Origin of the sequence: Dactylosporangium sp. NBC_01737 (genome assembly GCF_035963215.1) — a bacterium.
GTDB lineage: Bacteria > Actinomycetota > Actinomycetes > Mycobacteriales > Micromonosporaceae > Dactylosporangium.
The window spans coordinates 9,789,700-9,813,428 of sequence record NZ_CP109153.1 but is presented as its reverse complement, the minus strand read 5'-3'; the positions used below and the strand labels follow the sequence as shown (position 1 = coordinate 9,813,428).

At 72.0% G+C, this 23,729-nt stretch carries 21 protein-coding genes and 1 pseudogene; 17 read left to right on the top strand and 5 right to left on the bottom strand.

Going from position 1 to position 23,729, the window contains the following annotated elements; genetic code table 11:
• Positions 1-35 precede the first annotated feature (35 nt).
• From OHA72_RS45025 to OHA72_RS45005, 5 genes are all read left to right on the top strand, one after another.
• A complete protein-coding gene (locus OHA72_RS45025) occupies positions 36-1,199 on the top strand; it encodes an ABC transporter substrate-binding protein (RefSeq protein ID WP_327002240.1) in 1,164 nt (387 codons plus the stop codon).
• A gap of 79 nt (positions 1,200-1,278) precedes the next feature.
• Positions 1,279-2,136 carry a branched-chain amino acid ABC transporter permease gene (locus OHA72_RS45020; RefSeq protein ID WP_327002239.1) on the top strand — a complete coding sequence of 286 codons (858 nt, stop codon included), beginning with the start codon at positions 1,279-1,281 and terminating at the stop codon, positions 2,134-2,136.
• Positions 2,133-3,935: a branched-chain amino acid ABC transporter ATP-binding protein/permease gene (locus OHA72_RS45015; RefSeq protein WP_327002238.1), complete on the top strand. Its 1,803-nt coding sequence runs from the start codon at positions 2,133-2,135 to the stop codon at positions 3,933-3,935. Before OHA72_RS45020 ends, OHA72_RS45015 begins: the two co-directional genes overlap by 4 nt.
• Entirely contained in the window at positions 3,932-4,648 is a 717-nt protein-coding gene (locus OHA72_RS45010) for an ABC transporter ATP-binding protein (protein WP_327002237.1), read from the top strand. Before OHA72_RS45015 ends, OHA72_RS45010 begins: the two co-directional genes overlap by 4 nt.
• A complete protein-coding gene (locus OHA72_RS45005) occupies positions 4,645-5,511 on the top strand; it encodes a DMT family transporter (protein WP_327002236.1) in 867 nt (288 codons plus the stop codon). Before OHA72_RS45010 ends, OHA72_RS45005 begins: the two co-directional genes overlap by 4 nt.
• 23 nt (positions 5,512-5,534) lie before the next feature.
• Here the strand turns inward: OHA72_RS45005 and OHA72_RS45000 are convergent, their stop codons facing one another.
• The gene (locus OHA72_RS45000; protein WP_327002235.1) at positions 5,535-6,503 is read right to left on the bottom strand and encodes a ThuA domain-containing protein; all 969 of its coding nucleotides are present in this window, start codon (positions 6,501-6,503) and stop codon (positions 5,535-5,537) included.
• 198 nt (positions 6,504-6,701) lie between these two features.
• Here OHA72_RS45000 and OHA72_RS44995 point away from each other — a divergent pair, with 198 nt between their 5' ends.
• The 4 genes from OHA72_RS44995 to pqqB are packed head-to-tail and all read left to right on the top strand — an operon-like array spanning position 6,702 to position 9,800.
• Positions 6,702-6,860 carry a hypothetical protein gene (locus tag OHA72_RS44995; protein WP_327002234.1) on the top strand — a complete coding sequence of 53 codons (159 nt, stop codon included), beginning with the start codon at positions 6,702-6,704 and terminating at the stop codon, positions 6,858-6,860.
• Positions 6,839-7,573: a pyrroloquinoline-quinone synthase PqqC gene (gene pqqC / locus OHA72_RS44990; protein WP_327002233.1), complete on the top strand. Its 735-nt coding sequence runs from the start codon at positions 6,839-6,841 to the stop codon at positions 7,571-7,573. The genes OHA72_RS44995 and pqqC overlap by 22 nt, the downstream gene beginning before the upstream one ends.
• Complete coding sequence (gene pqqE / locus OHA72_RS44985) at positions 7,570-8,958, top strand: pyrroloquinoline quinone biosynthesis protein PqqE (RefSeq protein ID WP_327002232.1); 1,389 nt, start codon at positions 7,570-7,572, stop codon at positions 8,956-8,958. Before pqqC ends, pqqE begins: the two co-directional genes overlap by 4 nt.
• Complete coding sequence (gene pqqB, locus OHA72_RS44980; protein WP_327002231.1) at positions 8,955-9,800, top strand: pyrroloquinoline quinone biosynthesis protein PqqB; 846 nt, start codon at positions 8,955-8,957, stop codon at positions 9,798-9,800. Before pqqE ends, pqqB begins: the two co-directional genes overlap by 4 nt.
• Here the strand turns inward: pqqB and OHA72_RS44975 are convergent.
• Positions 9,789-10,481, bottom strand: coding sequence for a TetR/AcrR family transcriptional regulator (locus tag OHA72_RS44975; RefSeq protein WP_327002230.1), 693 nt, complete (start codon positions 10,479-10,481; stop codon positions 9,789-9,791). The genes pqqB and OHA72_RS44975 overlap by 12 nt on opposite strands.
• Before the next feature lie 310 nt (positions 10,482-10,791).
• Complete coding sequence (locus OHA72_RS44970) at positions 10,792-11,820, bottom strand: tetratricopeptide repeat protein (RefSeq protein WP_327002229.1); 1,029 nt, start codon at positions 11,818-11,820, stop codon at positions 10,792-10,794.
• 108 nt (positions 11,821-11,928) lie between these two features.
• Between OHA72_RS44970 and OHA72_RS44965 the strand changes: the two genes are divergently transcribed.
• Together OHA72_RS44965 and OHA72_RS44960 are read left to right on the top strand one after the other, a co-directional pair.
• Positions 11,929-12,564, top strand: a complete 636-nt coding sequence (locus OHA72_RS44965; RefSeq protein WP_327002228.1) for a gamma carbonic anhydrase family protein — start codon at positions 11,929-11,931, stop codon at positions 12,562-12,564.
• Positions 12,565-12,705: 141 nt separating this feature from the next.
• The gene (locus OHA72_RS44960; RefSeq protein WP_327002227.1) at positions 12,706-13,044 is read left to right on the top strand and encodes a VOC family protein; all 339 of its coding nucleotides are present in this window, start codon (positions 12,706-12,708) and stop codon (positions 13,042-13,044) included.
• A 212-nt stretch (positions 13,045-13,256) separates the two neighbouring features.
• On the opposite strand, the gene OHA72_RS44955 is transcribed toward OHA72_RS44960, so the two are convergent.
• Positions 13,257-13,484 carry a three-helix bundle dimerization domain-containing protein gene (locus OHA72_RS44955; RefSeq protein WP_327002226.1) on the bottom strand — a complete coding sequence of 76 codons (228 nt, stop codon included), beginning with the start codon at positions 13,482-13,484 and terminating at the stop codon, positions 13,257-13,259.
• A 250-nt stretch (positions 13,485-13,734) separates the two neighbouring features.
• On the opposite strand from OHA72_RS44955, the gene OHA72_RS44950 reads away from it, so the two are divergent.
• Complete coding sequence (locus OHA72_RS44950) at positions 13,735-14,373, top strand: hypothetical protein (protein ID WP_327002225.1); 639 nt, start codon at positions 13,735-13,737, stop codon at positions 14,371-14,373.
• An 88-nt stretch (positions 14,374-14,461) separates the two neighbouring features.
• Here the strand turns inward: OHA72_RS44950 and OHA72_RS44945 are convergent, their stop codons facing one another.
• Positions 14,462-16,729, bottom strand: a complete 2,268-nt coding sequence (locus OHA72_RS44945; protein ID WP_327002224.1) for an MMPL family transporter — start codon at positions 16,727-16,729, stop codon at positions 14,462-14,464.
• Between the two features lie 173 nt (positions 16,730-16,902).
• Between OHA72_RS44945 and OHA72_RS44940 the strand changes: the two genes are divergently transcribed.
• The 5 genes and pseudogenes from OHA72_RS44940 (at position 16,903) to OHA72_RS44920 (ending at position 23,508) form a co-directional block, all read left to right on the top strand.
• A complete protein-coding gene (locus OHA72_RS44940) occupies positions 16,903-18,078 on the top strand; it encodes a sensor histidine kinase (protein ID WP_327002223.1) in 1,176 nt (391 codons plus the stop codon).
• Positions 18,079-18,112: 34 nt separating this feature from the next.
• Positions 18,113-18,714: pseudogene (locus tag OHA72_RS44935) on the top strand (LuxR C-terminal-related transcriptional regulator).
• A 196-nt stretch (positions 18,715-18,910) separates the two neighbouring features.
• Positions 18,911-19,939, top strand: a complete 1,029-nt coding sequence (locus tag OHA72_RS44930) for an Acg family FMN-binding oxidoreductase (protein ID WP_327002222.1) — start codon at positions 18,911-18,913, stop codon at positions 19,937-19,939.
• 132 nt (positions 19,940-20,071) lie between these two features.
• Complete coding sequence (locus tag OHA72_RS44925; protein WP_327002221.1) at positions 20,072-21,913, top strand: phosphoenolpyruvate carboxykinase (GTP); 1,842 nt, start codon at positions 20,072-20,074, stop codon at positions 21,911-21,913.
• On the top strand, positions 21,910-23,508 hold the full coding sequence (locus tag OHA72_RS44920; protein WP_327002220.1) for an aspartate:alanine exchanger family transporter: 1,599 nt from the start codon (positions 21,910-21,912) through the stop codon (positions 23,506-23,508). The genes OHA72_RS44925 and OHA72_RS44920 overlap by 4 nt, the downstream gene beginning before the upstream one ends.
• The last annotated feature ends 221 nt before the right edge of the window (positions 23,509-23,729 follow it).

Below are 23,729 nucleotides of genomic sequence, written 5' to 3'. Positions count from 1 at the left end.
TCACACCCCACGCGAATCCCCGAGGTGATGTGCACATGTCCAGATCCACGTACCGCGCCCGATTCGGCCTGGTCGGCGCCGCCCTGCTGACGCTGGCCCTCACCACCACCGCCTGCAGCGCCCCCGGCGAGAAGAAGGACGACCAGCCGACCAGCAACGCCGGCCCGATCAAGCTCGCCCTCGTCGACGCGCAGAGCGGGCAGCTCAGCTCGCTCGGCGCCTGGGAGCTCAAAGGCGCCAGGCTCGCCGTCGACGAGTGGAACAAGGCCGGCGGCGTCAACGGCCGGCAGATCCAGCTCGACGTCTTCGACGACCAGGGCGACCCGACCGTCGGCACCAACCTCGCCCGCAAGATCGCCAGCGAGGGGTACACGGCGATGATCGGCACCGCCGAGAGCGCGGTGACCATCGCGATGGCCCCGATCCTGCAGCAGGCCCAGATCCCGAACATCACCTCCGGGCAGTCCAACGGCCTGGTCGCGGTCAAGAGCCCGTTCCTGTTCCTCAACGGCCCGACCAGCACCACCTACGACGAGACGCTCGCCAAGTACATCGTGGACACCAAGGGCATCAAGAACATCGCGATGATCACGAACAACGGGTCCTACGGCAAGGGCGAGCACGACGCCTTCCTCAAGGCACTGCAGACCCGCAACGTCACCCCGGCCGCCGACCAGGTCGTCACCACCGACCAGAAGGACTTCAGCGCCGCGCTGACCGCCATCCGCCAGAAGAACCCGCAGCTGATCTTCCTCGGCGCCGAGGAGGTCCAGTCCGGGCTCATCGTCAAGCAGGCCCGCGACCTCGGCATCACCGTGCCGTTCGCCGGCGCCGCACCCCAGGGCACACCCGTCTACCTCGACACCGCCGGCGCCGCCAAGGCCGAGGGCACCATCGTCAGCTCGCCCTACCTGAGCAACGACATCAACGACGCGTCCAAGAAGTTCGCCGCCGCCTACAAGGCCGCCTTCAACGAGGAGGCCGAACTGCACGGCGCGAAGGCCTACGACGGCACCCAGATCGTGCTCACCGCGCTGAAGACCAGCAACGGCGCCACCGGCAAGGCCCTCGCCGACGCGATCCGGGCCACCAAGTACAAGGGGCTGCTGGGAGACTTCGCCTTCGACGAGACCGGCGTCGGCATCCGCGCCACCTCCATTGGCATCATCACCAACGGCAAGCTGCAAGCCGCCAGCTGAGCCTGCCCAACTCACCGGGGCGTCGCCGTCAACGGCGGTGACGCCCCGCTCCGGCATCGGGAGAGCCATGCAAGTCACGTTGCAAACCTTGATCGGCGGGCTGAGCCTCGGCGCCGTCTACGCCCTCGTCGCCATGGGATTCTCCCTCGTCTACCGCACGATGGGCCTGGTCAACTTCGCGCACGGCAACGTCGTCACCCTCGGCGCATACGTCGCCTCGACCTTCTACATGACCGTCAAACTGCCGTTCGCGCTCGCCATGGTCGTGGCCATCGTGGTCACCGGGCTCGTCGGCTTCGTCATCGAGTTCGTCCTGCGGCCCCTGGAGAACAAGGACTTCGACCTGATGCTGATCGGCACCATCGGGTTCGGCATCGTGCTCGACGCGCTCGCGATCATCATCTGGGGCGCGACCGGGCGGGCCGTGCCCTCACCGGTGCCGGCCGCCCCGATCGACCTCTTCGGCCTGCGCATCCGCACCTACGACCTGGTCGTCCTCGCCATCGCGGCCGTGGCGATGGTGCTGCTGATGCTGTTCCTGTCGCGCACCAAACGCGGCACCGCCATGCAGGCCGTCGCCATGGACCACGAGGCCGCCACCGCCGTCGGCATCCACGTCGGGCGCAGCAACTCCATCGCGTTCGTCATCGGCGCCGGCCTCGCCGCCCTCGCCGGCGGCCTCGTCGGCCCGCTGCTCTACGTCAGCCCGACGATGGGAGGGGCGCTGGGCATCAAAGGCTTCGCCGGCGCGATCCTCGGCGGCTTCGGCAACATCCCCGGCGCCATCCTCGGCGGCCTCGCCATCGGCGTGCTCGACGCGTTCGCCGCCGGACACTTCCAGGGCTACTCCGAACTCGTCACGTTCCTGGTGTTCACGGTCATCATCATGGTCCGCCCCACCGGCATCTTCGGCGAAAGGACGGTCAACCGGGCATGAAACGCCGTCTCGCCATCCTCGCCGCCGTCGCGGCGGCACTGTGGATGCTGCCCTACGGGGTGGACTCCTACGCCATCCACGTCATCGACGTCACGCTCATCTTCGCGCTGCTGGCCATCGGCCTGGGCCTCGCGATGGGCATCGCCGGTCAGGTCAACCTCGCGCAGGTCGCGTTCTTCGGCGTCGGTGCCTACACCGTCGCGATCCTGACCACCAACGCCGGGTTCGGCTTCTGGAGCGCGGCGCTGCTCGCCCTGATCGCCACCGCCGTCACCGGGCTGGTCGTCGGCACCCCCGCGCTGCGGGTCCAGTCGCACTACCTCGGCATCGTGACCCTGGGCCTGGCACTGGCATTCACCAACTGGGTCACCAACGCCGAGATCAGCGGCGGCGCCGAGGGGATCAACGCCATCCCGGTGCCCGAGCTTCCCGGCGTCGACCTGTCCAGCGAGTACCTGTTCTACTACCTCGAGCTGATCGTGTTCGCGATCGCGCTCGCCTTCGGGCTGTTCGTCGTGCGCACGCCGCTCGGCCGGCGGATGCGGGCCATGCGCGACGACCCGCTCGCCGCCGGCTCCGTCGGCGTCGAGGTGCCGATGATCCGCATGACCGCGTTCCTGCTCGCCAGCGTGTACGGCGGCGCCGCCGGTGTCCTCTACGCCGGCCTCGTGCGGTACGTCGCGCCGGAGTCGTTCAGCATCGCCAACATGTTCCTGCTGCTCGCCATGGTGATCATCGGCGGGCGGCAGAGCCTGCTCGGCTGCGTCGCCGGCGCGGTGATGCTGTCGCTGCTGCGCGAGCTGCTCGTCGACTACCCCACCTACGCGCAGGTCGCCTACGGCAGCGTCGTCGTGCTGGTCGTCGTGTTCGCCCCGACCGGCCTGGCCGGGCTGCCGAAACGCCTGTGGGAGCGCTTCGTCCGCGGTGGCGGCGAGGCCCGGCAGGAGCTGCGGCCGTTCGAGCCGTACACGGCGGCCGAGGTCGCCGAGCGCGACGGGCCGCTGCTGGAGATCGACGCGGTCAGCAAGCAGTTCAAGGGCCTGCTGGCGCTCGACGAGGTGACCGTCGCCGTGAGCACCGGGGAGATCCGCGGCATCGTCGGACCCAACGGCTCCGGCAAGACGACACTGTTCAACGTCGTCACCGGGCTGTACAAGGCCACCTCGGGCCGCGTCATGTTCGACGGGCGTGCCGTGACCGGTGCGAGCCCGTACCGGCTCGCCCAGGCCGGCATGGCCCGCACGTTCCAGAACCTGCGGCTGTTCACCGCGCTCACCGTGCGCGAGAACGTCCTTGTCGCCCTGGACCAGACCCGCACCCGCTCGATCTGGCAGTACCTGCTGTGGCCGGTCGGCGTCTGGCGCCGCGACCGCGCCCTGCGGGCCGACGCCGACGCGCTGCTGGCCCGCTTCGGCCTCACCGACTTCGCCGACGCCCTGCCCGGCGCGCTGCCCTACGGCACCCAGCGGCGCGTCGAGATCGCCCGGGCCATGGCCCAGCGGCCGAAGCTGCTGCTGCTCGACGAGCCCGCCGCCGGGCTCAACGGCGAGGAGGTGCGCCAGCTCAGCGAGATCGTGCGCTCCATCCGCGGCAGCGGGGTCACCGTCGTGCTCATCGAGCACAACATGGGCCTGGTCATGTCGCTGTGCGAGCGGGTCACGGTCCTTGCCAGCGGACGGATCATCGCCGACGGCACCCCCGCCGAGGTGGCCACCGCGCCACAGGTCATCGAGGCGTACCTCGGCGACTCGATGTCCGACACCATCGCCGAGGCACCGATCGAGGAGGCAAGCCGATGACCGCGACGGCGCTGGAGGTCGAGGACCTCACCGTCCACTACGGCGGCGTCTGCGCCGTGCGCTCCGTCAGCTTCGCCGTGCCGGCCGGCGGCTGCCTCGGCATCATCGGCGCCAACGGCGCGGGCAAGACCTCGACGCTGAAGGCGGTGCTCGGCCTCATCCCGCGCACCGTCGCGGCGCTGCGCCTCGACGGCAAGGACCTGTCCAAGGTGAAGGCCCGCGACATGGTCCGGCACGGCATCGGCTACGTGCCCGAGGGCCGGCACGTGTTCGCCGGGCTCTCCGTCGAGAAGAACCTGCTCCTTGGCGCCTACGCCCGGCCGTGGAACAGCGCGACCCGCCAGCACCTCGACGAGATCTTCACGCTGTTCCCGGTGCTGGGGGAGATGCGGCACCGGCTCGCCGGCGCGCTGTCCGGCGGCCAGCAGCAGATGCTCGCCATCGGCCGGGCCCTCATGTCACAGCCGAAGCTGCTGCTGCTCGACGAGCCGTCGATGGGCCTGTCGCCGAAGCTCGTCGAGGAGATCCTGGCCGCACTGCAGCGGCTCAGCGCCGACGGGCTGAGCATGCTCCTGGTGGAGCAGAACGCGAAACTGACGTTCGAGGCCACCGACCGCTGCCTGGTCGTGGAGAACGGGACCGTGGTGATGTCGGGCTCGTCCGACGAGCTGCGTCACGACGTGCGGGTGCGCCGCGTGTATCTCGGGCTGTGAGGTCCACCGGCACCGCGGTGCTCGTCGGCTGCGGTGCCCTGTTCGGCCTGTCCTACGTCCTGGTGCGCGACGTCGTGCCGGCGACCGGGCCGGTCGGGGTCACCGTCGTGCGGACGCTCATCGGCGGCACCGTACTGCTGCTCGCGGCGCGGGCCGCCGGTCAGCGTCCGCGGTGGCGGCGCTGGCGGTCCTACCTGATGCTCGGCGCCCTGTCGGCGGCCGTGCCCTTCAGCCTCATCTCGCTGTCGATGCTCAGCCTCAACGCGGGCACGGCGGCCGTGCTCAACGCGTCCTCGCCGCTGTTCGCGCTGGGCTTCGACGTCCTGCAGCGGCGCCGCCGCCCGGGCTGGGGGCAGCTCGCCGGGCTTGCGCTGGCCATCGCGGGTGTCTCGCTGGCGATGGCCAGCCGTGGCCTGCACCTCGGCGACGGCGGCGCCGTCGGCGTGCCGGCCGGCCAGGCCGGTGCGGCGGTCTTCGCCTACGGCGGGTTCTTCGCGGCGCGGCACTTCCCGGACGAGGCACCGGCCGCGCTCGCCGCGGGCCAGCAGCTGGCCGCATGCGTGCTGCTGGCGCCCGCGCTGCTGCTGGTGCCGGTGCGTGCGGCGCCGACCGGGGGACTGGTGCTGCGCCTGGCGGTGCTCGGCGTGGCCGGCAGCGCCCTGGCGTACCTGCTGTTCTACCGGCTGGTTGCGGCGGAGGGCCCGGCACGGGCGGCGAACGTGAACCTGCTGGTGCCGCTGTTCGGCGTGCTGTGGGGCTGGGCGCTGCTGTCCGAGCCGGTCCCGCCGGTGAGCGTGGCCGGGATGGCGGCGACGGTCGCGGGCCTGTTCCTGGTGCTGCGCGAACGCCCCGCAGCCGGTTGAGGGCTGCGGGGCGCCGGTGCGGGTCAGCGGCAGAACGGTGCGGCGCCGGCCGCGGACCTGATGCCGCCCACGAGCATCTGCTGGAACTGCAACGCGCCCGGGAACGTGCTGCCGTCGCCGAAGATCTGGCCGTCGTGGCCCAGCGTGGTCAGCCAGGCGCGGCCGCCGTCGTAGTACTGGCACCAGGTGACCGGGTGGTCGTCACCGTGGCCGGGGTGACCCATCGAGCCCTCGACGCCCTCGGCCAGGGTCTGCTCGTCGACGTTCGCCAGGACACGGACCTTGGTGGGGGCCGGGACCAGGTTGTACCACTCGTCGCGCAGCTGCCAGGTCTGCGGCAGGCCGGCGGTGGAGACGTCGCGGCGGTCCACGACGCGGACCGTGCCGGGCTGGGCCGGGCCGTGGTCGTAGTAGTTCGCGCCGCCGAGCAGCCCTTCGTACCAGGGCCAGTTGTACTCGGTGCCGAAGGCGTTGTGCACGCCGACGAACCCGCCACCGCCGCGGATGTACTGGCGCAGCGCGGTCTGCGCCGCGTCGTCGAGCGTGTCGCGGGAGGTGCTGAAGAAGATCACCGCGTTGTACCGGAACAGCTGGTTGGGGCTGCTGACCTGTGCGAGGTCCTCGGTCCAGTCGACGGCGAAGCCGTTCTTCTGCCCGAGTGCCACGACACCGTTCTGCACGACGTTGTTCACGGCGAGGACCGGGTTCAGGCCGGTGCCGAGCGCCGGGCCGAGGTTGGCGTGCCGGGGCCCGGCGGTACGGGTGAAGAGCAGGACCTTATAGCCGTTCGCCGGGTTGAAGTTGCCCCAGTCGTGGTAGCAGCGTTCGTCGATGCCGCGGCACACCCCGTAGTCGGGGTTGCCCAGCTCGCGAGCGCCGGTGTGGCGGTCCTTGGGGTTCTGCGCCGCGCTGGGCAGCACGGCGACGAGCCCGATCGCGGCCGTCGCGGCGGCGACGAGTCCAGCGAGGAGGGCGGGACGTTTCCATTGCATGCCGGGTCTCCATTTCACGGGGTGTCGAGGATCCGCATGGTCCATCAGGCGGACCGTTAGTACCGGCAGGAAGCCGGCTCAATATAGGCCCGGGCCGGATCAGTGCACAAGGATCGGGCTTGTGGCAGGGGTGCGTCCGGACTATGGTTCGACCATTCAGTGGCTCTGACACACCGTCTAGCGGACCCAGGAGCGACCATGACCAGGATCGACCAGAGCACCGCCACTCCAGCCACCCCGGCCGCCGCGCCGGACCGCCGCCCATGGACCTCACCGCGGGTCGAGTGCCTCGAGACGCGACCCGAGGTCTCCGCCTACTCCGGCGCCGGTGACCCGTGGCTCCAGCAGCACCGCTGACCCGGGAGACGTTCGCCGAGGCCCTGCGGGGCCTCGGCGTCCACTACTGGGACCGGCACCCGTTCCACGTCCGGCTGCACGCCGGGCGGTGCAGCCCGGATGAGATCCGCTCCTGGGTGGCGAACCGCTGGTACTACCAGCGCTGCCTGGCCCAGAAGAACGCCGCCGTCATCGCCAACTGCCCGCTGCCGGAGGTCCGCCGCGCGTGGCTGCCGCGGGTGACGTTCCACGACGGCACCACGGACGGCACCACGGACGGCACCACGGACGGCACCGCTCACGGCACCGGCGGGCTCGCCGACTGGCTCGCCCTCGCCGAGGCGGTCGGGCTGACCCGCGACGAGGTCGTCGACGAGCGGCACGTGCTGCGCGGCGTGCGGTTCGCCGTCGACGGCTACCTGCACTTCTGCCTGACCCGGCCGTGGACGGAGGCCGTGGCCGCGGCACTCACCGAGCTCTTCTCGCCCGACCTCATGACCGACCGGATGCGGGCCTGGCAACGGCACTACGACTGGATCAAGCCCGACGGCATGGCGTACTTCGAGTCCCGCATCCCCGTGGCGCGCAGCGACAGCGCAGGCACCCTCGACCTGGTGCTCACCCACTGCGTGACCGCGGAGCAGCAGCAGGCCGCGCTGGCCGCGCTGCGCTTCAAGTGCGACGTGCTCGGCGCGATGCTCGACGCCATCGACTACGCGGCGGCGACCGGATGACCGCCGCCGCCCTGCGACGCGGTGTCCGCCTCGCCTTCGACCCCGTCCGCGGCCAGGACGCACTGCTGTACCCAGAAGGCGTCCTGCTGCTCGACCCGGTCGCCGCCGACGTGGTGCGCGCCTGCGACGGCCGCCGCGACCTCGCCGGCATCGTGGACCGGCTGAGCCGCGACTACCACGACGTCGCGCCCGCCGACGTCGAGCACCTGCTCGCCGACCTGCGCCACCGGCGGCTGCTCGCCGCCGCGCCGCACGCGGGTCCCCGACGTCCCGGCGGCGCCCTGGCGGGCGGCGCCGCCGGGGCAACCACCTGGACGGACCGCCACCCGCGCCCGACCGGGCTCGTCGCCGAACTCACCTACCGCTGCCCGCTGAGCTGCACCTACTGCTCCAACCCGGTGGAGCTCGCGGCGTACCGCGCCGAACTCACCACCACCGACTGGGCCGGCGTCTTCGACCAGGCCCGCGCCGCCGGAGTGCTCCAGGTCCACCTGTCCGGCGGCGAACCACTGCTGCGCCCCGACCTGCCGGACCTGATCCGCCACGTCAGCGGGCTCGGCATGTACACCAACCTCGTCACCAGCGGCATCCCGCTCACCGCCGACCGGCTGGCCGCGCTGACCGACGCGGGCCTCGACCACCTGCAACTGTCCATTCAGGACGCGACGCCCGGCCCCGCCGACCGGATGGCCGGCGGCCGGTTCCACCACCGCAAACTCGCCGCCGCCGGACTCGTCCGCGCGGCCGGCATCCCGTTCACCGTCAACGTGGTGCTGCACGCGGACAACACCGACCGGCTCACCGACATCGCCGAACTGGCCGTCTCCCTCGGCGCCGACCGGCTCGAACTCGCGCACACCCAGTACTACGGCTGGGGCCTGCGCAACCGCGCCGCGCTCATGCCCACCCGCGACCAGGTCACCGCCGCCGCCTCCGCCGCGGCGGAGGTCCACCGCCGGCACGGCGAACAGGTCGACATCGTCTACGTCGAGCCCGACTACCACACGGGCCGGCCCAAGCCCTGCATGAACGGCTGGGGCAGCCGCCAGCTCGTCGTCGCACCGAACGGCGACCTGCTGCCGTGCCTCGCCGCCGGCCAGCTCGGCCTGCCGGTGCCGTCGGCGAAGACCACGGAACTGGCCCAGGCCTGGCAGCACTCGGACCTGTTCAACGCGTTCCGCGGCACCGCCTGGATGCCCGACCCGTGCCGCGGCTGCGCCCTGCGCGACGCCGACCTCGGCGGCTGCCGGTGCCAGGCGTTCCAGCTCACCGGCGACGCCGCCGCGACCGACCCGGCCTGCCACCTGTCACCACACCACGACCGGGTCCGCGCCGCGGCCGGCACCGCCGTGCGCCTGCCGGCGATCCCGCGGCGGGCGCGATGAGGGTCCGCATCCTCGGCACCGCCGCCGGCGGCGGTGTGCCCCAGTGGAACTGCGCCTGCACCGGCTGCGCCACCGCCCGCCGCGCCGGCACCCACCGCACCCAGGACGGCGTGGCGGTCACCGGGGACGGCGCCGCGTGGTACCTGATCAACGCCTCGCCCGACCTGCGCACCCAGCTGCTGTCCACCGGCGACCTCGACCCCGGCCCCGGCCGGCGGGACACCCCGATCCGCGGGGTGGTGCTCACCACCGCCGAGCTCGACCACACCACCGGCCTGCTCGGCCTGCGCGAGGCCGGCCGGCTCGACCTGTACGCCACCGCCACCGTCCTCGCGGCACTGCCCGCGATCCCGATCCTGCGCCGGTACACCGACCTGCACCTGCACCAGCTGACGACCGGCTCGCCGGTCACCCTCGACGGCGGCCTCACCGTGCGTACCCTGCCCGTCGGGGTCAAGGTGCCCCGCTACGCCGATCCACGCCCGGACGACGCCTGGGTCACCGCGCTGCGGATCAGTGACGGGCGCACCGGCCGATCGTTCGTGTACGCCACCTGCCTGCCGGCGTGGACCGACGCCTTCGACGCGTTCATCGCCGGTGCCGACACCGCGCTGCTCGACGGCACCTTCAGCACCGACGACGAACCGGCCCGGGCCGCCGGGCTGACCCGCACCCCGCGCGAGATGGGCCACCTGCCGATCGCCGCGGCGCTCCCCGCGCTGCGCCGCCACCCCGGTGTCCGCTTCCTGTTCGGGCACCTCAACAACACCAACCCGTACGCGTCCGCCCCGGCGCCGGTGCCTGTCGAGGTCGCCCACGACGGGCAGGAGCTACAGCTGTGAGCCGCCGGCCAGCAGATGCGACACGATCATGTCGCCGAGCAGCCGCCGGAAGTGATCCCGCCGAGCCGGATCGACCGGATCCTGCTCGAAGATGGCCGTCAACGTGTACCGGTTCGCGATGCGGAAGAAGCAGTACGCGCTGATCGCCAGGTGCACGTCGAACGCGTCGACATCACCACGGAACACACCCTCGGCCTGGCCGCGCTTGAGGATCTGCTCGATGAGCTTGATCGCCGGGCTGTTCAGCGCCGCCAGACTGTCCAGCTGCGCGATGTGCTCGGCGCGGTGGATGTTCTCGATACTGACCAGCCGGATGAAGTCCGGGTTGGCCTCGTGATGGTCGAACGTGAACTCGGCCAGCCGGCGGATCGCGTCCGCCGGCGGCAGGTGGTCGAGGTTCAGCCGGTGCTCGGCCTCCCGGATCCGTGCATAGGCACGCTCCAGCACCTCGACGTACAACTGCCGTTTCCCGCCGAAGTAGTAGTAGATCATCCGCTTGGTCGTGCGGGTGCGCTCGGCGATCTCGTCCACCCGCGCCCCGTCGTAACCACGGTCGGCGAACTCCCGCGTCGCGACATCGAGAATCTCCCGGCGGGTCCGCGCCGGGTCGCGCCGGCGGTCGTCTCCCTGCTCCATCGCGCCCCTCTGCTTGGTGCTGCGCTGCCCAGTCTCCCATGCCACCCGATCTCCGCCGCGATCCGTGCGGCAGCCCGCCCCGCCGGGCAGCGGCAGTTGCGGCGGACTCGGATCGGCGTTGACCAGGGTCGTGAGCGGTCGCGGTCGAACCTCGGCCGTTCGGCCATGGAGCGGCCGGTGGCCGCCGGATATCGCGCGAGCGGCATGCCCGCTCACAACGATCACGCTGTATGCCCGTCGCGCCGACGGGCGCTTCGGCCGCGTGGTGCAACGGGGCAACCGGCAGACGAGGACGAAGGACGAAGACCTCTTCGGTGTCGCTGGCGAGGCACGATCGACTGACCCGTCGCCGCGGTCAGTAATGGTGCAACTGCTGCTGCAGCGACGCGATTGCCCTGGCCAGCTGCGTGAGCACGACGGCCTCCGTTGAGTCCGGCGGGCATTGCCGGCGCAGCTTCGTCACATCCTGGCTGAGCGGCGCGAGCGACCGGCGGGCGTTGCTCGCCTCGAACACCGAGATCACACGGCCGGCATACGTCGACACGATCGCGTTGTACCGGTCTTTCAGCTCGTTGGCCAGCTGTACGCGCAGCTCGCCCGCGACGTGCCGCGCGAGCTGGTTGATCGGCGTCCGCAACGGATCGGCCCGCCGCCGGAACTCCTCCGATTCGTCGTGCCGCTGCAGCAGGTCCCTGGCGTGGCGCAGGTCCTTGAGGACCGAGCGCAGCGCGACGCCGGAGCGGGCGGGACTCGACACGACGGCGCGGAGGATCGCCTCGGCACCCAGCAACGCGGCGAGCATGCTGCGGCCGTCGATCGCGAGCGCTCGCTCGGCCGCGGCCAGGGACCGTCCATGATCCTCGTCCTTGAGCGCGGCGGCCTCGTCGAGCTCCTCGCGCAGCAGCCACGACAACACCTCCTCACGCTGCTCGGCCGCCAACGGCGGCCGTCCGGCCGTGTAGGCGCTCACCAGCACGAGGAAACGGTCGCCGCAGCCCAGGGCGGCGATCCCGCGCAGCAGCTCCCGCGCCGCGTCGAGGTCCCGCCCGCGAAGCGCCCCCCGGACCTTCTCCAGCCGGTCAGCGCAGACCGCGCCGACGCTCGCCGCCAGCACGCTGCGCACCAGCTCGCTGTCCGATCGGCGCGCCGCCTCCCGTGCCGCCCTGAGGGCATGCTCCGGGTCGCCGGCCAGCAGCAGGCACCGCGCCGACAGCGCAAGGGCGTCGGCCGAGTCGGGCGCCATCCTCAGCGCGGCCCCGACCAGCGCGGCGGCGGCCTCGTGCCGGCCGGCGTCCAGCAGCACCGACGCCCGGCCGAGCAGCTGCTCGAGGGACATCGCGGCATCTGCGTCGCCGGCGGCGGGAAGGCCCGGCAAACCGTTCATCAGCGATCGATCCTAGTACTCCGGCCGCACCTCAAGGAGACCGAGACTTCGCTGACAGTGGCTGGTGTGCCAGGACGCCGCGACCGATCTTGCGGCATCATCGGATCCATGCTGCTTGAGCACGAGGGCCGTTCGCCGACCATTGACCCCACCGCCTACGTTGCGCCGACGGCGACCCTCAGCGGGGATGTCCGGGTGGGGCCGGGCTGCCGGGTCCTGTTCGGTGCCGTGCTCACCGCCGAGGGCGGCCCGGTGGAGATCGGCGAAGACAGCATCATCATGGAGAACGCCGTCCTGCGTGGTACCCGCCGCGACCCCCTCCGACTGGGCCGCCGGGTCCTGGTCGGTCCCACCTCCTGCCTGACCGGCTGCCAGGTGGACGACGAGGTGTTCCTGGCCACCGGCAGCCGCGTCTTCAACGGAGCCAGCATCGGAACACGCAGCGAGATCCGCATCAACGGCCTCGTGCACCTCCGCACGGTGCTGCCACCGGACTCCATGGTGCCCATCGGCTGGGTGGCGGTCGGAGATCCTCTTCGCATCCTCCCCGCCGAAGACCACGACGGAATCTGGGCCGCGCAGCAGGAGCTGGACTTCCCCGGCTACGTCTTCGGCCTGGACCGCCCGGCCGCGGGCGAAAGTATCATGCCTGGGATCGCCGAACGGTACGGTCGCGCCCTGGGTCGCCACCGCGACGACCGACAGATCCAGGGCCTCGCCGGTCACAGCCACCCGTTGCTCTGAGGCAGGGGTAAACCGCTACTTCAGCGGTGGATGTGGCGAGTACGGTGTGGCTGTGGCCGGTGATCGCGTGCAGCGGCGGCTCACGGAGACAGACGCGCGGACGCGAAGGAGCGAATGGTGCCAGGCGCTGTGCTGCGAGGGGTGACTCTGGACTGTGCCGACCCGCAGACGCTGGCGGACTTCTACGGTGCACTGACCGGGATGCGCGAACTCTTCAGTACGGACGAGTTCGTCGCTCTGACGGACGACTCCGGCTGTGATCTGGGATTCCAGAGGGTTGACGGATATCGGGCTCCGCAGTGGCCGGGTCAGGACGTGCCACAACAGTTCCACCTGGATTTCCGCGCTGACGACCTCGATGCGATGGAAGAGCTGGCCCTGAAACTCGGCGCGGTCAAACCGGACCATCAGCCCGGCGACGGACGCTGGCGGGTACTCCTGGATCCGGCTGGCCACCCCTTCTGCCTGACGTCTTCCTGACGTCACCGGCGTTGACAGGTATCCCTCGTCAGACGCCGTAGCGCTCAGGCTTGAGCGAGCGGTTCATCAGCTGCTGGCCGCCTCGGAGAGGCCTGGCGTCAGATGCGCTGGTCACAGCCACTCGTCCTCCGGGTCGAACTTCGGCGGACGGCTCCTTTCCGACACAGGCCCCGGCACGGTCGGCGCTCCGGCCTTCGGCGCCGTCCGGCGTTCTACGCGACCGGTTCGTCGAGGATGCGGCGGGCGTCGCGCTCGATGAGCACCGGGACGAACGCGTACACCTCGGCGGTCGCGTACAGGTCGGTCACCTGCTCGACGGTCTGCCGGACCACCCCCGGCTCGTGGCGCCCGGCATACCGCTGGATCAACCGTTGTGTGGCGTGTTCGATGGCGTGCATCTCGACCCTGGTCTTTGCCTCGGCGGCGAACATGGTCCCCATCCCTTCCTCGATGCTGTCCGTGCAGTGCCGACACTCGCCGATCGACGCCGGCCACGACAGAGACCTTCTGCCCGCGGCCGCGGGACCGACGGCCCCGGAGCCGCCGCGGGGTGCCGCCGCCGGAGGTCCCGTGGATGAGGGGACGTTGGTCCCGTCGGTGTGGGTGGTTGTCCTCTGCGCTGCGGCGGTGCTGGTGATCGATGCTTCTGGCATCACAACGGAGCATTACCAGCGCCCTGGAGGGCATGCCATGAAGCGCAAGACGCTCGACATCCTCGTCGGTCTGGGCCTGGTCGTCCTGGCGGGTCTCCTGCTGGTCGCTGGTGTGGTGCTGACCAGTAACGCGAATTTCGCCAACGACTATGTCAAGGATCAGTTGGGTCAGCAGCAGATCACGTTCAAGACCGCGGACACGATGACGGCGGAGGAGAAGCAGTCGGCGTGCCTGGTGAGGTACGCGGGTCAGCAGCTGACGAGCGGGAAGCAGGCGGAGTGCTACGCCAACGAGTTCATCGGCCTGCACCTGAAGTCGATCGCGGGTGGGAAGACCTACGCGCAGCTCGGTGATGTGCAGACGGATCTGCGGGCGCAGATCGCGAAGCTGGCCAAGGACGACCCGGCCGCCGCGGACCTGCAGAAGCAGCTGACGGATGCCACCGCGGCGCGGGAGACGGTGTTCAAGGGTGAGACGTTGCGTGGGCTGTTGTTGACTTCGTACGGGTTCAGCGAGTTCGGGGTGAAGGCCGGTCAGGCCGCGCTGGTGGCGTACGGCGCTGCCGGGCTGCTGCTCCTGCTGGGTGCCGCGGGCCTGATCCACGCCGCAGCGACCCCGGGCAGCAAGGGCTTCGCGGTCCCGGAGGCTGCCGCGAAGGAACTCGTCACCGCCTGATCCCGTCCGAATCCACCCGACCCGGGCCTCCCACAGGGAGCCCGGGTCGCGTGCGTCCGGCCGCCCGGCCGGCGTGTCGCAGCCCGGATCAGCCGACCTGCGCGAGGCCGCGGACGGGCCGCACCTGTCCGGTGACGTCCCGCAGGTCATCATCGAGGTCGTCGTCGGCGTTGTCGGTGGCGCCCCGGGGGAGGATCCGGTCCAGCCACGCCGGCAGCCACCAGTTGGCGCTGCCGAGCAGCGTCATGGTTGCCGGGACCAGCACCATGCGCACGACCGTGGCGTCGACGAAGATGGCGGTCGCCAGGCCCAGCCCGAACATCTTGGTCGACGGGTCCTCGGCGACGGCGAACGACAGGAACACCGCCACCATGATGAGCGCGGCCGACGTGATGACCCGGGCGGTGCCCGAGATGCCCCGCACGACCGCGGCGCCGTTGTCGCCGGTGCGCACGTACTCCTCGCGCACCCGGGACAGCAGGAACACCTCGTAGTCCATCGACAGGCCGAACAGGATCGCGAACAGGAACATCGGGATGAACGACACGATCGGCACCGTGGACTCCAGGCCGATCAGCGCACCGCCCCAGCCCCACTGGAACACCGCGACCATGATGCCGTAGGCCGCGCCGATGCTGAGCAGGTTCAGCAGCACCGCCTTCAGCGGTACCAGCACCGACCGGAAGACCAGCATCAGCAGCACGAACGACAGCGCCAGGACGGCCGCGACGAAGGCCGGCATGCGCTCGCTGGTGCGCCGCCCCACATCGGACAGACTCGCCGCGCCGCCGCCGATGTGTGCCTTCGCCGGGCTCCGGCCGAGCGCGGCGGGCAGGACATCGGCGCGCAGCCGCCCGACGGTGTCCGTGGTGGCCCGCTCCTGAGGGCCGGTGGTCGGGAACACCACGAGGGTCCCGATCCCGGTGGCGCGGTCGACCTGCACCGCCGCGACCGACGCGACACCGGGGTCCGCGGTGACCGCACCGACGAGCCGGTCCAGGGCCCCCGAGTCACCGGCGGGGTCCACGGCGATGATGAGCGGACCGTTGGCGCCCGGGCCGAATCCCTGCGCGACGAGGTCGTATGCGCGGCGCTCGGTGCGGCCGTCCGGCAGCGACCCGTCGTCGGGCAGCCCGACCCGCAGGCCCAGCACCGGCAGTGTGGCGGCGATCAGCAGCCCGGCGGCGCCGAGCGCGTACGGCACCGGGTGCCGGTTGACGTGCCCGATCCACCGGGCCCACCCGGCCGCGGGGACGGTGCCCACGGCCGGCCGCCGCCTGGAGTGCAGGACCCGGGCGAACCGGCCGGGCCGGGCGAGGCGCGCACCGGCAACGCCCAGGAACGCCGGCAACAGCGTCACCGACGCGATCACCATGATCAGCACGACGATCGCGACGGCGATGCCGCCCATGGTCATGAACGGCACGTCGGCGACCGCCATCCCCAGGATCGACACGACCACGGTCCCACCGGCGAAGATCACGGGGCGCCCGGCCGTCGCCGCCGCTCGCGCGGCCGCCTCCTCGGGCGCAACACCACGCGCCAGGTACTCCCGGTGCCGGCTGAGCACGAAGAGCGCGTAGTCGATACCGACCCCGAGTCCGACCATGCTGCCCAGGACCGGGGCAAAGGTCGGGATCTCCGTCACCCCCGCCAGCACGGTCATCGTGGCGACCCCGACGGTCAGCCCGAAGACCGCCATGCCGATCGGCAGCGCGGCGGCGACCAGCGAGCCGAACGCCAGGAACAGGATCGTGGCCGCCGCGAGCAGGCCGATCAGCTCCCCGGCGCCGCCGCCGGCGTCGGAGAAGACGAAGAAGAGGTCCCCTCCCATCTCGATGCGCAGGGGCAGCTCGCCGCGCAGCCGTTCCACGGCGGCGACCAGCGCGTCGAGGTCCGCGGCCGACAGCTGGCTCTGCTGCGGGTACTGCACCCGCAGGACCGCGATCCGCCCGTCGGCGGACACCACCCCGGCCCGCACGGCGGTGTCCCCGCCCTGATCGAGTGCCCTTGCCGGCTCGCTGGTGCCGAGCACGTTCGGGAGCCGCCGCACCTCGTCCTGCAGCCGCGCCAACGCGGTACGCGCGGCGCCCTGGTCGAAGAAGGTCGCACCGGCCTCGACGGGGGTGGCGACGACCTGGGCGGTCATCCCGTCCTGCCCGGTGCCGGTCCGTTCGATGAGCTCCGCGGCCAGCTGGGAGTCCAGGCCGGGGGCGGTCATCGAGTCCGCCGTGCGACCACCGGAGGCGACCGCGGCGACGACCGCGACCGCGGCCACGAGCAGCCACGCCGCGATCGTCCGCCATGGATGGCGGGCCGCGTGCCCACCCAGACCGGACAGTGCTTTCGAAAGCATCGGGGTCCTCCAACCACCTTGCCGGCCGCGCTGCGCGGCCGCCGAGACCAGGGTCGTTGCCGGGGCGTCGCCGGACATCGGCCCGTGAGCCGCCGATCCGTCCGTCCCCGGGCCGACCGGCTTGCCGTTCTTTCGGCCGATGCGCGGCGCGGCGCGCTGCCTAGGCTGACACCGTGCTGCGTGATGACCTGCGAACCCTGTGGACCGAGCCGCGGGCACCCGGTGCGCCCCGCCGGGTGTGGCGGGACTGGGCGCTGGTCGCCGTGCAACTGGGCGGCATCGTTCTGGAGCTGACCCTGCGCGAGGACATCGTGTGGTTACCGGCGGCGGTCGCCCTCGCCGCCTGGATGTGCCTGCTGCCCCTCTGGCGCCGGACACACCCCCTGGCGATGGTGGCGCTCGGGTTCGGCGCGACGATCCTCCTCGGCGTGGTGTCGCTGATCGTCGTGCCACCCGGACCGGTCGGCCTGTACAGCAGCGTCGTCGTGCTCGTGCTGCTGTACGCGCTGCTGCGCTGGGGATCGGGGCGGGAGGTCGTCGTCGGCGGCGGGATCGTCCTGGCCGCGTTCGTGCTGCAGTTGTTCACGGACCGCAGCACCCCGCCCGGCGAACAGGTCGCCGGTTTCGGGTTCCTGCTGGTGCCCGCGGTGATCGGCGCGTCCGTGCGGTTCCGGGCCACCGCCCGGGAACGGCAGCTGGACCAGGTGCGTTCCTGGGAACGTGAACGCCTCGCCCGGGAGCTGCACGACACCGTGGCCCATCACGTCTCGGCCATGGTGATCCGGGCGCAGGCCGGCCGGGTCCTCGCCGCCACGAACCCGGCCGCCGCCGTCGAGGCGCTGGAAGGTGTGGAGGAGGAAGGCGCGCGAACCCTGGAGGAGATGCGGGCCATGGTGGCGGCACTGCGGGACCGCGCCGCCGGCGCCGAGCTTGCACCGCTCGCCGGCGTCGCCGACCTGGAGCGCCTGCTGCGTGCCCCGGGTGGCCGGCTGCGGGTCGACCTGCGGCTCGACGGCGACCTGGACGCGCTGCCCCCGGCCGTGGACGCGGCGGTCTACCGCATCGTGCAGGAGTCGGTGACCAACGCCATGCGCCACGCGGTCGACGCGACCGAGGTCGTCGTCCGGGTGACCGGCGCGCCGGGGCAGGTGCGGATCACCGTGCACGACGACGGCGCGCGAGCCGGCCGGGGACGCGACGGGTACGGTCTGGCGGGGCTGCGGGAACGGGCCGCACTGCTCGGCGGGCAGCTGCGGGCCGGACCGGGCACCGGCCGCGGCTGGCAGGTCGAGGCGGAGCTGCCCAGAGGGAGGTCCGACGGTGACACCCATCCGCGTCGTCGTCGCTGACGACCAGGCCATCATCCGCACGGGACTGCGGATCATGCTGGACGCCCAGCCCGACATCGAGGTCGTCGGCGAGGCCGCCGACGGGCATCAGGCGGTGCTGCTGGCCCGCGATCTGCGCCCCGACGTCTGCCTGTTCGACATCCGGATGCCGGTCCTGGACGGTCTGGAGGCGACCCGGCAGCTCGCCGGCCCGGGCGTCGCCGACCCCCTCGCCGTCGTCGTCATCACCACCTTCGACCTCGACGAGTACGTGTATGGCGCGCTGCGCGCGGGGCCCGCGGCTTCCTGCTGAAGGACGCGGGGCCGGAGCTGCTGGTCCAGGCCGTGCGGTCAGCCGCCGACGGGCAGGCCCTGATCGCGCCGAGCGTCACGGTGCGGTTGCTGCGGACGTTCGCCGAGGTACCGGCCGGCCGTCCCGCCGCGCAGCCGATCTCCCCTGTCACCGCCCGCGAGGAGGAGGTGCTCATCGCGGTCGCCCGGGGGCTGACCAACCTCGAGATCGCCGACGCCCTGCACATCAGCCTGAGCACGGTGAAGACCCACCTGGCCAGCCTCATGGCCAAACTCGGCGTCCGCAACCGGGTCGAGATCGCGATGTGGGCCTACGAAACCCGCCGTATCGTCCCGGGAACCTGAACCCGGGCCTCGGCGCGGACCCGCGGACCCGCCCGGTTCCGTCGGTGCGCGCGGCAGCCCGACGGCAGGACCTTTGCCGCCCCCAGGCGGGACCGACAGCACTATCGGCATCGCGTCACCCGGCATAGACAGGAGGTACCGACACGGCGCCGCCGCATTCCAGCGGTCCTCGACAACCAGCCCAGGACGGTGTGGCATGCCTGAACCCGACATCCGCGAGGCGCGAGTCCGTCCCGGCGGACCGCCGGGCCTGACCGGAGCCGCGCTCACCACCTGTGTCGAAGCCGCGATCGCCGCGCCGTCGATCTACAACAGCCAACCATGGCGGTTCCGTGTCCGCGACGACGGTATCGACGTCTTCGCCGACTGGGGCCGCCGGCTCGACGTCATCGATCCCTCCGGACGGGAGCTGCTGATCAGTGTCGGGGCCGCCGTGTTCAACCTGCGACTGACAATGCGCCAGTACGGTCGGACACCGGTCCTGCACCTGCCACCCGACGCCGCCCAGCCCGACCTCGTGGCCCGTGTCGTCCCGGGTCCGCCCGCGACACCGGACCCGTCGCTGACCGCGCTGGCGGCCGCGATCCCGCGCCGGCACACCAACCGGCGACCCTTCGCCCGGACGGTCGTCCCCGCGTCGGTGCTTGAGGAACTCGCCACCGCCGCTCAGGCCGAAGGCGCGATGCTGCGCGTCGCCGACCCGGTCGGCCGCGGCGCGATCCTGAGCCTCGTGCGCACCGCCGAACGGCGGCTGCGTGCCCAGGGCGTCTACCGCGCGGAGCTCACCGAGCGGACCCCGGCCGCGCATGGCCGGTCCGGCGGCGTGCCACCGAACGCATTCGGGCCCTGGGACGCCATGGAAGCCCTGCCCCTGCGAGACTTCGGCCTGACCCAGCCGCTGCTGCGCCGCGGAGGCGAGCGGTTCGAGCCGTACCCGACCATCGTGGTGCTCTCGACGGCCGGGGACACGCCGCAACAATGGCTCCGCGCCGGCCAGGCGCTCCAACGCGTGCTGCTCACGGCCACGGTCGCCGGCCTGGCGTCCACCCCGATGAGCCAGCCGCTGGAGCTGCCGCGGCTACGGCGGCTGGTCACCGACACAGCCGCGGGCCAGTGGGCGCAGGTCATCCTGCGGCTGGGCTACGGTCAGCCGACCACGCCGACACCCCGCAGGCCGCTGGCCGAGGTGCTGATCACGCCGGCCGCCGACCCGGACCACACGTAGCGGCCGATCCCATCAGGCGCTCGGCCGCGACCATCTCGTCGTCGCCATCCCGCCGGTCGACGATTCACGGGTCGAAGGTCCCGGGGGACATGTTGCCTGCGACCCTGCCCTGCTCCGGCGAACCGGGCTCGGATGGAGACGGCCGAGAAGCACTGCGACGGACAGGATCGGACCATGGACCAGTCAGCCCCGACCACGCACGCCCGACTCCGCGCCTGGGTGGCCGCGACAGCCGCCCTGACCACACCTGACGAGGTCGTCTGGTGCGACGGCTCGCAGGAGGAGTGGCAGCGGCTCACCGAGCAACTCGTCGAGTCGGGCACCTTCGTCCGGCTCAACCCGGGGTTGCGGCCCAACAGCTTCCTCACCCGTTCGGACCCGTCCGACGTGGCGCGCGTCGAGGACCGCACCTTCATCTGTACCGCGGACCCCGGCGACGCCGGTCCCACCAACAACTGGGCCGATCCGGTCGACCAGCGCCGCACCCTGCAGCTGCTGTTCGCGGGCGCGATGCGGGGCCGCACGATGTACGTCGTGCCGTTCTGCATGGGTCCGCTCGGATCGGAGATCTCCCAGCTCGGCGTGCAGATCACCGACTCGCCGTACGTGGTCGTGTCGATGCAGATCATGACGCGGATGGGCAAGGAGGCACTCGACCTCATCGGCGACGACGGCGACTTCGTGAAGGCCCTGCACAGCGTCGGCGCGCCGCTCCAACGGGGCGCGGCGGACGTGGCGTGGCCGTGCAGCACGACGAAGTACATCAGCCACTTCCCCGCGGACCGCGAGATCATCTCCTACGGCTCCGGCTACGGCGGCAACGCGCTGCTGGGCAAGAAGTGCTATGCGCTGCGCATCGCCAGCGTCATGGGCCGCGACCAGGGCTGGCTGGCCGAGCACATGCTGATCTCGCGGGTGACGAACCCGGCCGGCGAGGCCCGTCACATCGCTGCCGCGTTCCCGTCGGCCTGCGGCAAGACCAACCTCGCCATGCTCGTGCCGTCCCTGCCCGGCTGGACGGTGGAGACGATCGGCGACGACATCGCGTGGATGCGCTGCAATGCCGACGGTGAACTGCGCGCCATCAACCCGGAGAACGGCTTCTTCGGCGTGGCGCCCGGCACCGGCCCCGCGACCAACCCCAACGCGCTCGCGACGCTCGACGCCAACTGCATCTTCACCAACGTGGCGCTGACCGACGACGGCGACGTGTGGTGGGAGGGGCTCACCGAGGCACCGCCCGCGCACCTGATCGACTGGCGCGGCGAGGACTGGACGCCGGGCTGCGGCCGCCTTTCGTCGCATCCCAACGCCCGGTTCACCGCCCCGGCCGCGCAATGCCCGTCGCTCGCCGACACCTGGGAGGACCCGCGGGGGGTGCGCATCGACGCCATCCTGTTCGGCGGCCGGCGAGCCGGCGTGGTGCCGCTGGTCGTGGAGGCCCGGGACTGGGCGCACGGGGTGTTCCTCGGCGCGACCGTGTCGTCGGAGACCACCGCCGCGGCCGTGGGCGTGGTCGGCGAGCTGCGCCGCGACCCGTTCGCGATGCTGCCGTTCTGCGGGTACAACATGGCCGACTACTGGGCGCACTGGCTGGAGATCGGACGGCGACCGGGCGTGCAACTGCCACGGATCTTCCACGTGAACTGGTTCCGCAAGGCGGCCGACGGCCGGTGGCTGTGGCCCGGCTTCGGCGACAACAGCCGCGTCCTGGCGTGGATCTTCGATCGGTGCGGCGGCGCCGGCGCCGTGGAGAGCCCGATCGGCAACCTGCCCGAGCCGGGCGCGCTGGACACCACCGGGCTGGACGTCTCCGCGCCCGACCTGGCCGAGCTGCTGCGCGTCGACGCCGACGAGTGGGTCTGCGAGGCGGAACTGATCGGCGACTGGTTCGCGCGTTTCGACCGGCTGCCCGCCGCCCTGGCTGAGGAACTCGCCGGCCTGCGGGCGCGCCTGTCCGCGGCCCGTTCGTGATCGCCGGCTTCCTCGCCGCGAACCCGCTGCTCACCCTGTTCGTGGTCGTGGGCGGCGGGTTCCTGGTGGGACGGGTCCGCATCGGCGGGTTCAGCCTCGGTGTGGCGGGGGTGCTGTTTACCGGGATCGCGCTGGGCGCGCTGGACGCCCGCCTCAAGCTGCCGGAGATCGTGTACCTGCTGGGCCTGGGGCTGTTCGTCTACACGATGGGGCTGTCGGCCGGGCCGGGGTTCGCCGGGTCGCTGCGCCGGGCCGGGCTGCGCTGGAACGGCTTTGCGCTGGCCGCGATCGCGGTGGTCGCGGTGATGGTGGTGGCCCTGTCGTGGCTGCTGGACCTGGGCCGGGCCAAGGGCGCCGGGTTCTTCACCGGCGTGCTGACCAACACCCCGGCGCTGGCCGGTGTAGTGGAGCGGCTCGGCGGCGGGCCTGAGGCCAACCTGCCGGTGGTGGCGTACTCCCTGGCATATCCCGTCAGCGTGCTGGCCGGCCTCGTCGGCATCAGCGTGCTGCAGCGCGTCTGGGGCGTCGACTACGCCGCGGAGGCCCGTGCCGCGCACCTGACCGAGCAGCCGATCCACAACGCGACCGCCGACGTGCGACGGCCGACGACCGTCAAGGAGGTGGTCCGGGCCACCGGCGGCCGGGCGCTGATCGGCCGGGTGGCGCACGCCGGTGAGGTGACCGTGGCGGAGCCCGACCTGCGGCTGTACCCGGGTGACCAGGTGACGATCGTGGGCGAGCGGGACGCCGTCGCCGACGCGACGGCGATCGTGGGTGAGGCCGCGGCGGAACGGCTGGACACCGACCGCAGCCGGCTGGACGTGCGACGGATCTTCGTGTCCGACCCGGACCTCGTCGGCCGGCGGATCAAGGACCTCGACCTCGCCCGCCGGTTCGGCGCGACGATCACCCGGATCCGCCGCGGCGACACCGACTCACTGGCCGACCTGAGCACCGTGCTGGAGCTGGGCGACCGGGTGCGGGTGCTGGCCCCGCCGGCGCGGATGAAGGAGATCAGCCGGTACTTCGGCGACTCGTACAAGGAGCTGGGCGAGGTCAACATCGCGTCGCTGTCGCTGGGCCTCGCCGTGGGGCTGCTGCTCGGCGCGGTGAGCCTGCCGCTGCCCGGCGGCGGCCAGCTGAGCCTCGGCTTCGCGGGCGGGCCGCTGGTGGTCGGGCTGCTGCTGGGCGCCCGGCGGCGCACCGGGTCGCTGGTGTGGCAGCTGCCGAACAACGTCAGCTGGTCGCTGCGCCAGATGGGGCTGGTGCTGTTCCTCGCCGGGATCGGCACCCGCGCCGGCCAGTCGTTCGTCGCGACCGCGGCCACCGGCGACGGGCTGAAGCTGGTCGCGGCGGCGTTCATCGTGTGCCTGCTCGTCACGGTGGGCGTGCTGTGGCTCGGCCACCGGGTGCTGCGCTGGCCGATGGGGGTGGCCACGGGCGTGCTGGCGGCCGTGTGCACCCAGCCGGCGACGCTCGGCTTCGCCGTCGAGCAGGCCGACAACGAACTGCCCGAGCGCGCCTACGCGGCGGTGTACCCGACGGCGATGATCGTGAAGATTCTCCTCGCGCAGGTGCTGCTCACCGTGTTGTAGCAGCGGTTGGTCGGGGCACCGCGCGATCGGCGTGGTGCCCGGGGCCGACCTGCTGCTGAAGCTGCGCCGAACGAGCGCCACCGGTGCATGGGCTGTGGCAGGACCAGGCCCTGCCGGCGCAGGTCCATCGGCCCTGCCGGGCCACGTGCGGGCGCATCTACCGTCGACGTGAACCCTGAGGTCGGCCGCAATGCGGTCGCCGCGATCGGCTGAAAGGCAGC

Bases quoted from the DNA above. Each gene is read 5' to 3' on its own strand.
- OHA72_RS45025 (WP_327002240.1), top strand. From the start codon at position 36: ATGTCCAGATCCACGTACCGCGCCCGATTCGGCCTGGTCGGCGCCGCC.
- OHA72_RS45015 (WP_327002238.1), top strand. From the start codon at position 2,133: ATGAAACGCCGTCTCGCCATCCTCGCCGCCGTCGCGGCGGCACTGTGG.
- OHA72_RS45010 (WP_327002237.1), top strand. From the start codon at position 3,932: ATGACCGCGACGGCGCTGGAGGTCGAGGACCTCACCGTCCACTACGGC.
- OHA72_RS45000 (WP_327002235.1), bottom strand. From the start codon at position 6,503: ATGCAATGGAAACGTCCCGCCCTCCTCGCTGGACTCGTCGCCGCCGCG.
- OHA72_RS44995 (WP_327002234.1), top strand. From the start codon at position 6,702: ATGACCAGGATCGACCAGAGCACCGCCACTCCAGCCACCCCGGCCGCC.
- pqqE (WP_327002232.1), top strand. From the start codon at position 7,570: ATGACCGCCGCCGCCCTGCGACGCGGTGTCCGCCTCGCCTTCGACCCC.
- pqqB (WP_327002231.1), top strand. From the start codon at position 8,955: ATGAGGGTCCGCATCCTCGGCACCGCCGCCGGCGGCGGTGTGCCCCAG.
- OHA72_RS44970 (WP_327002229.1), bottom strand. From the start codon at position 11,820: ATGAACGGTTTGCCGGGCCTTCCCGCCGCCGGCGACGCAGATGCCGCG.
- OHA72_RS44965 (WP_327002228.1), top strand. From the start codon at position 11,929: ATGCTGCTTGAGCACGAGGGCCGTTCGCCGACCATTGACCCCACCGCC.
- OHA72_RS44955 (WP_327002226.1), bottom strand. From the start codon at position 13,484: ATGGGGACCATGTTCGCCGCCGAGGCAAAGACCAGGGTCGAGATGCAC.
- OHA72_RS44950 (WP_327002225.1), top strand. From the start codon at position 13,735: ATGAAGCGCAAGACGCTCGACATCCTCGTCGGTCTGGGCCTGGTCGTC.
- OHA72_RS44945 (WP_327002224.1), bottom strand. From the start codon at position 16,729: ATGCTTTCGAAAGCACTGTCCGGTCTGGGTGGGCACGCGGCCCGCCAT.
- OHA72_RS44930 (WP_327002222.1), top strand. From the start codon at position 18,911: ATGCCTGAACCCGACATCCGCGAGGCGCGAGTCCGTCCCGGCGGACCG.
- OHA72_RS44925 (WP_327002221.1), top strand. From the start codon at position 20,072: ATGGAGACGGCCGAGAAGCACTGCGACGGACAGGATCGGACCATGGAC.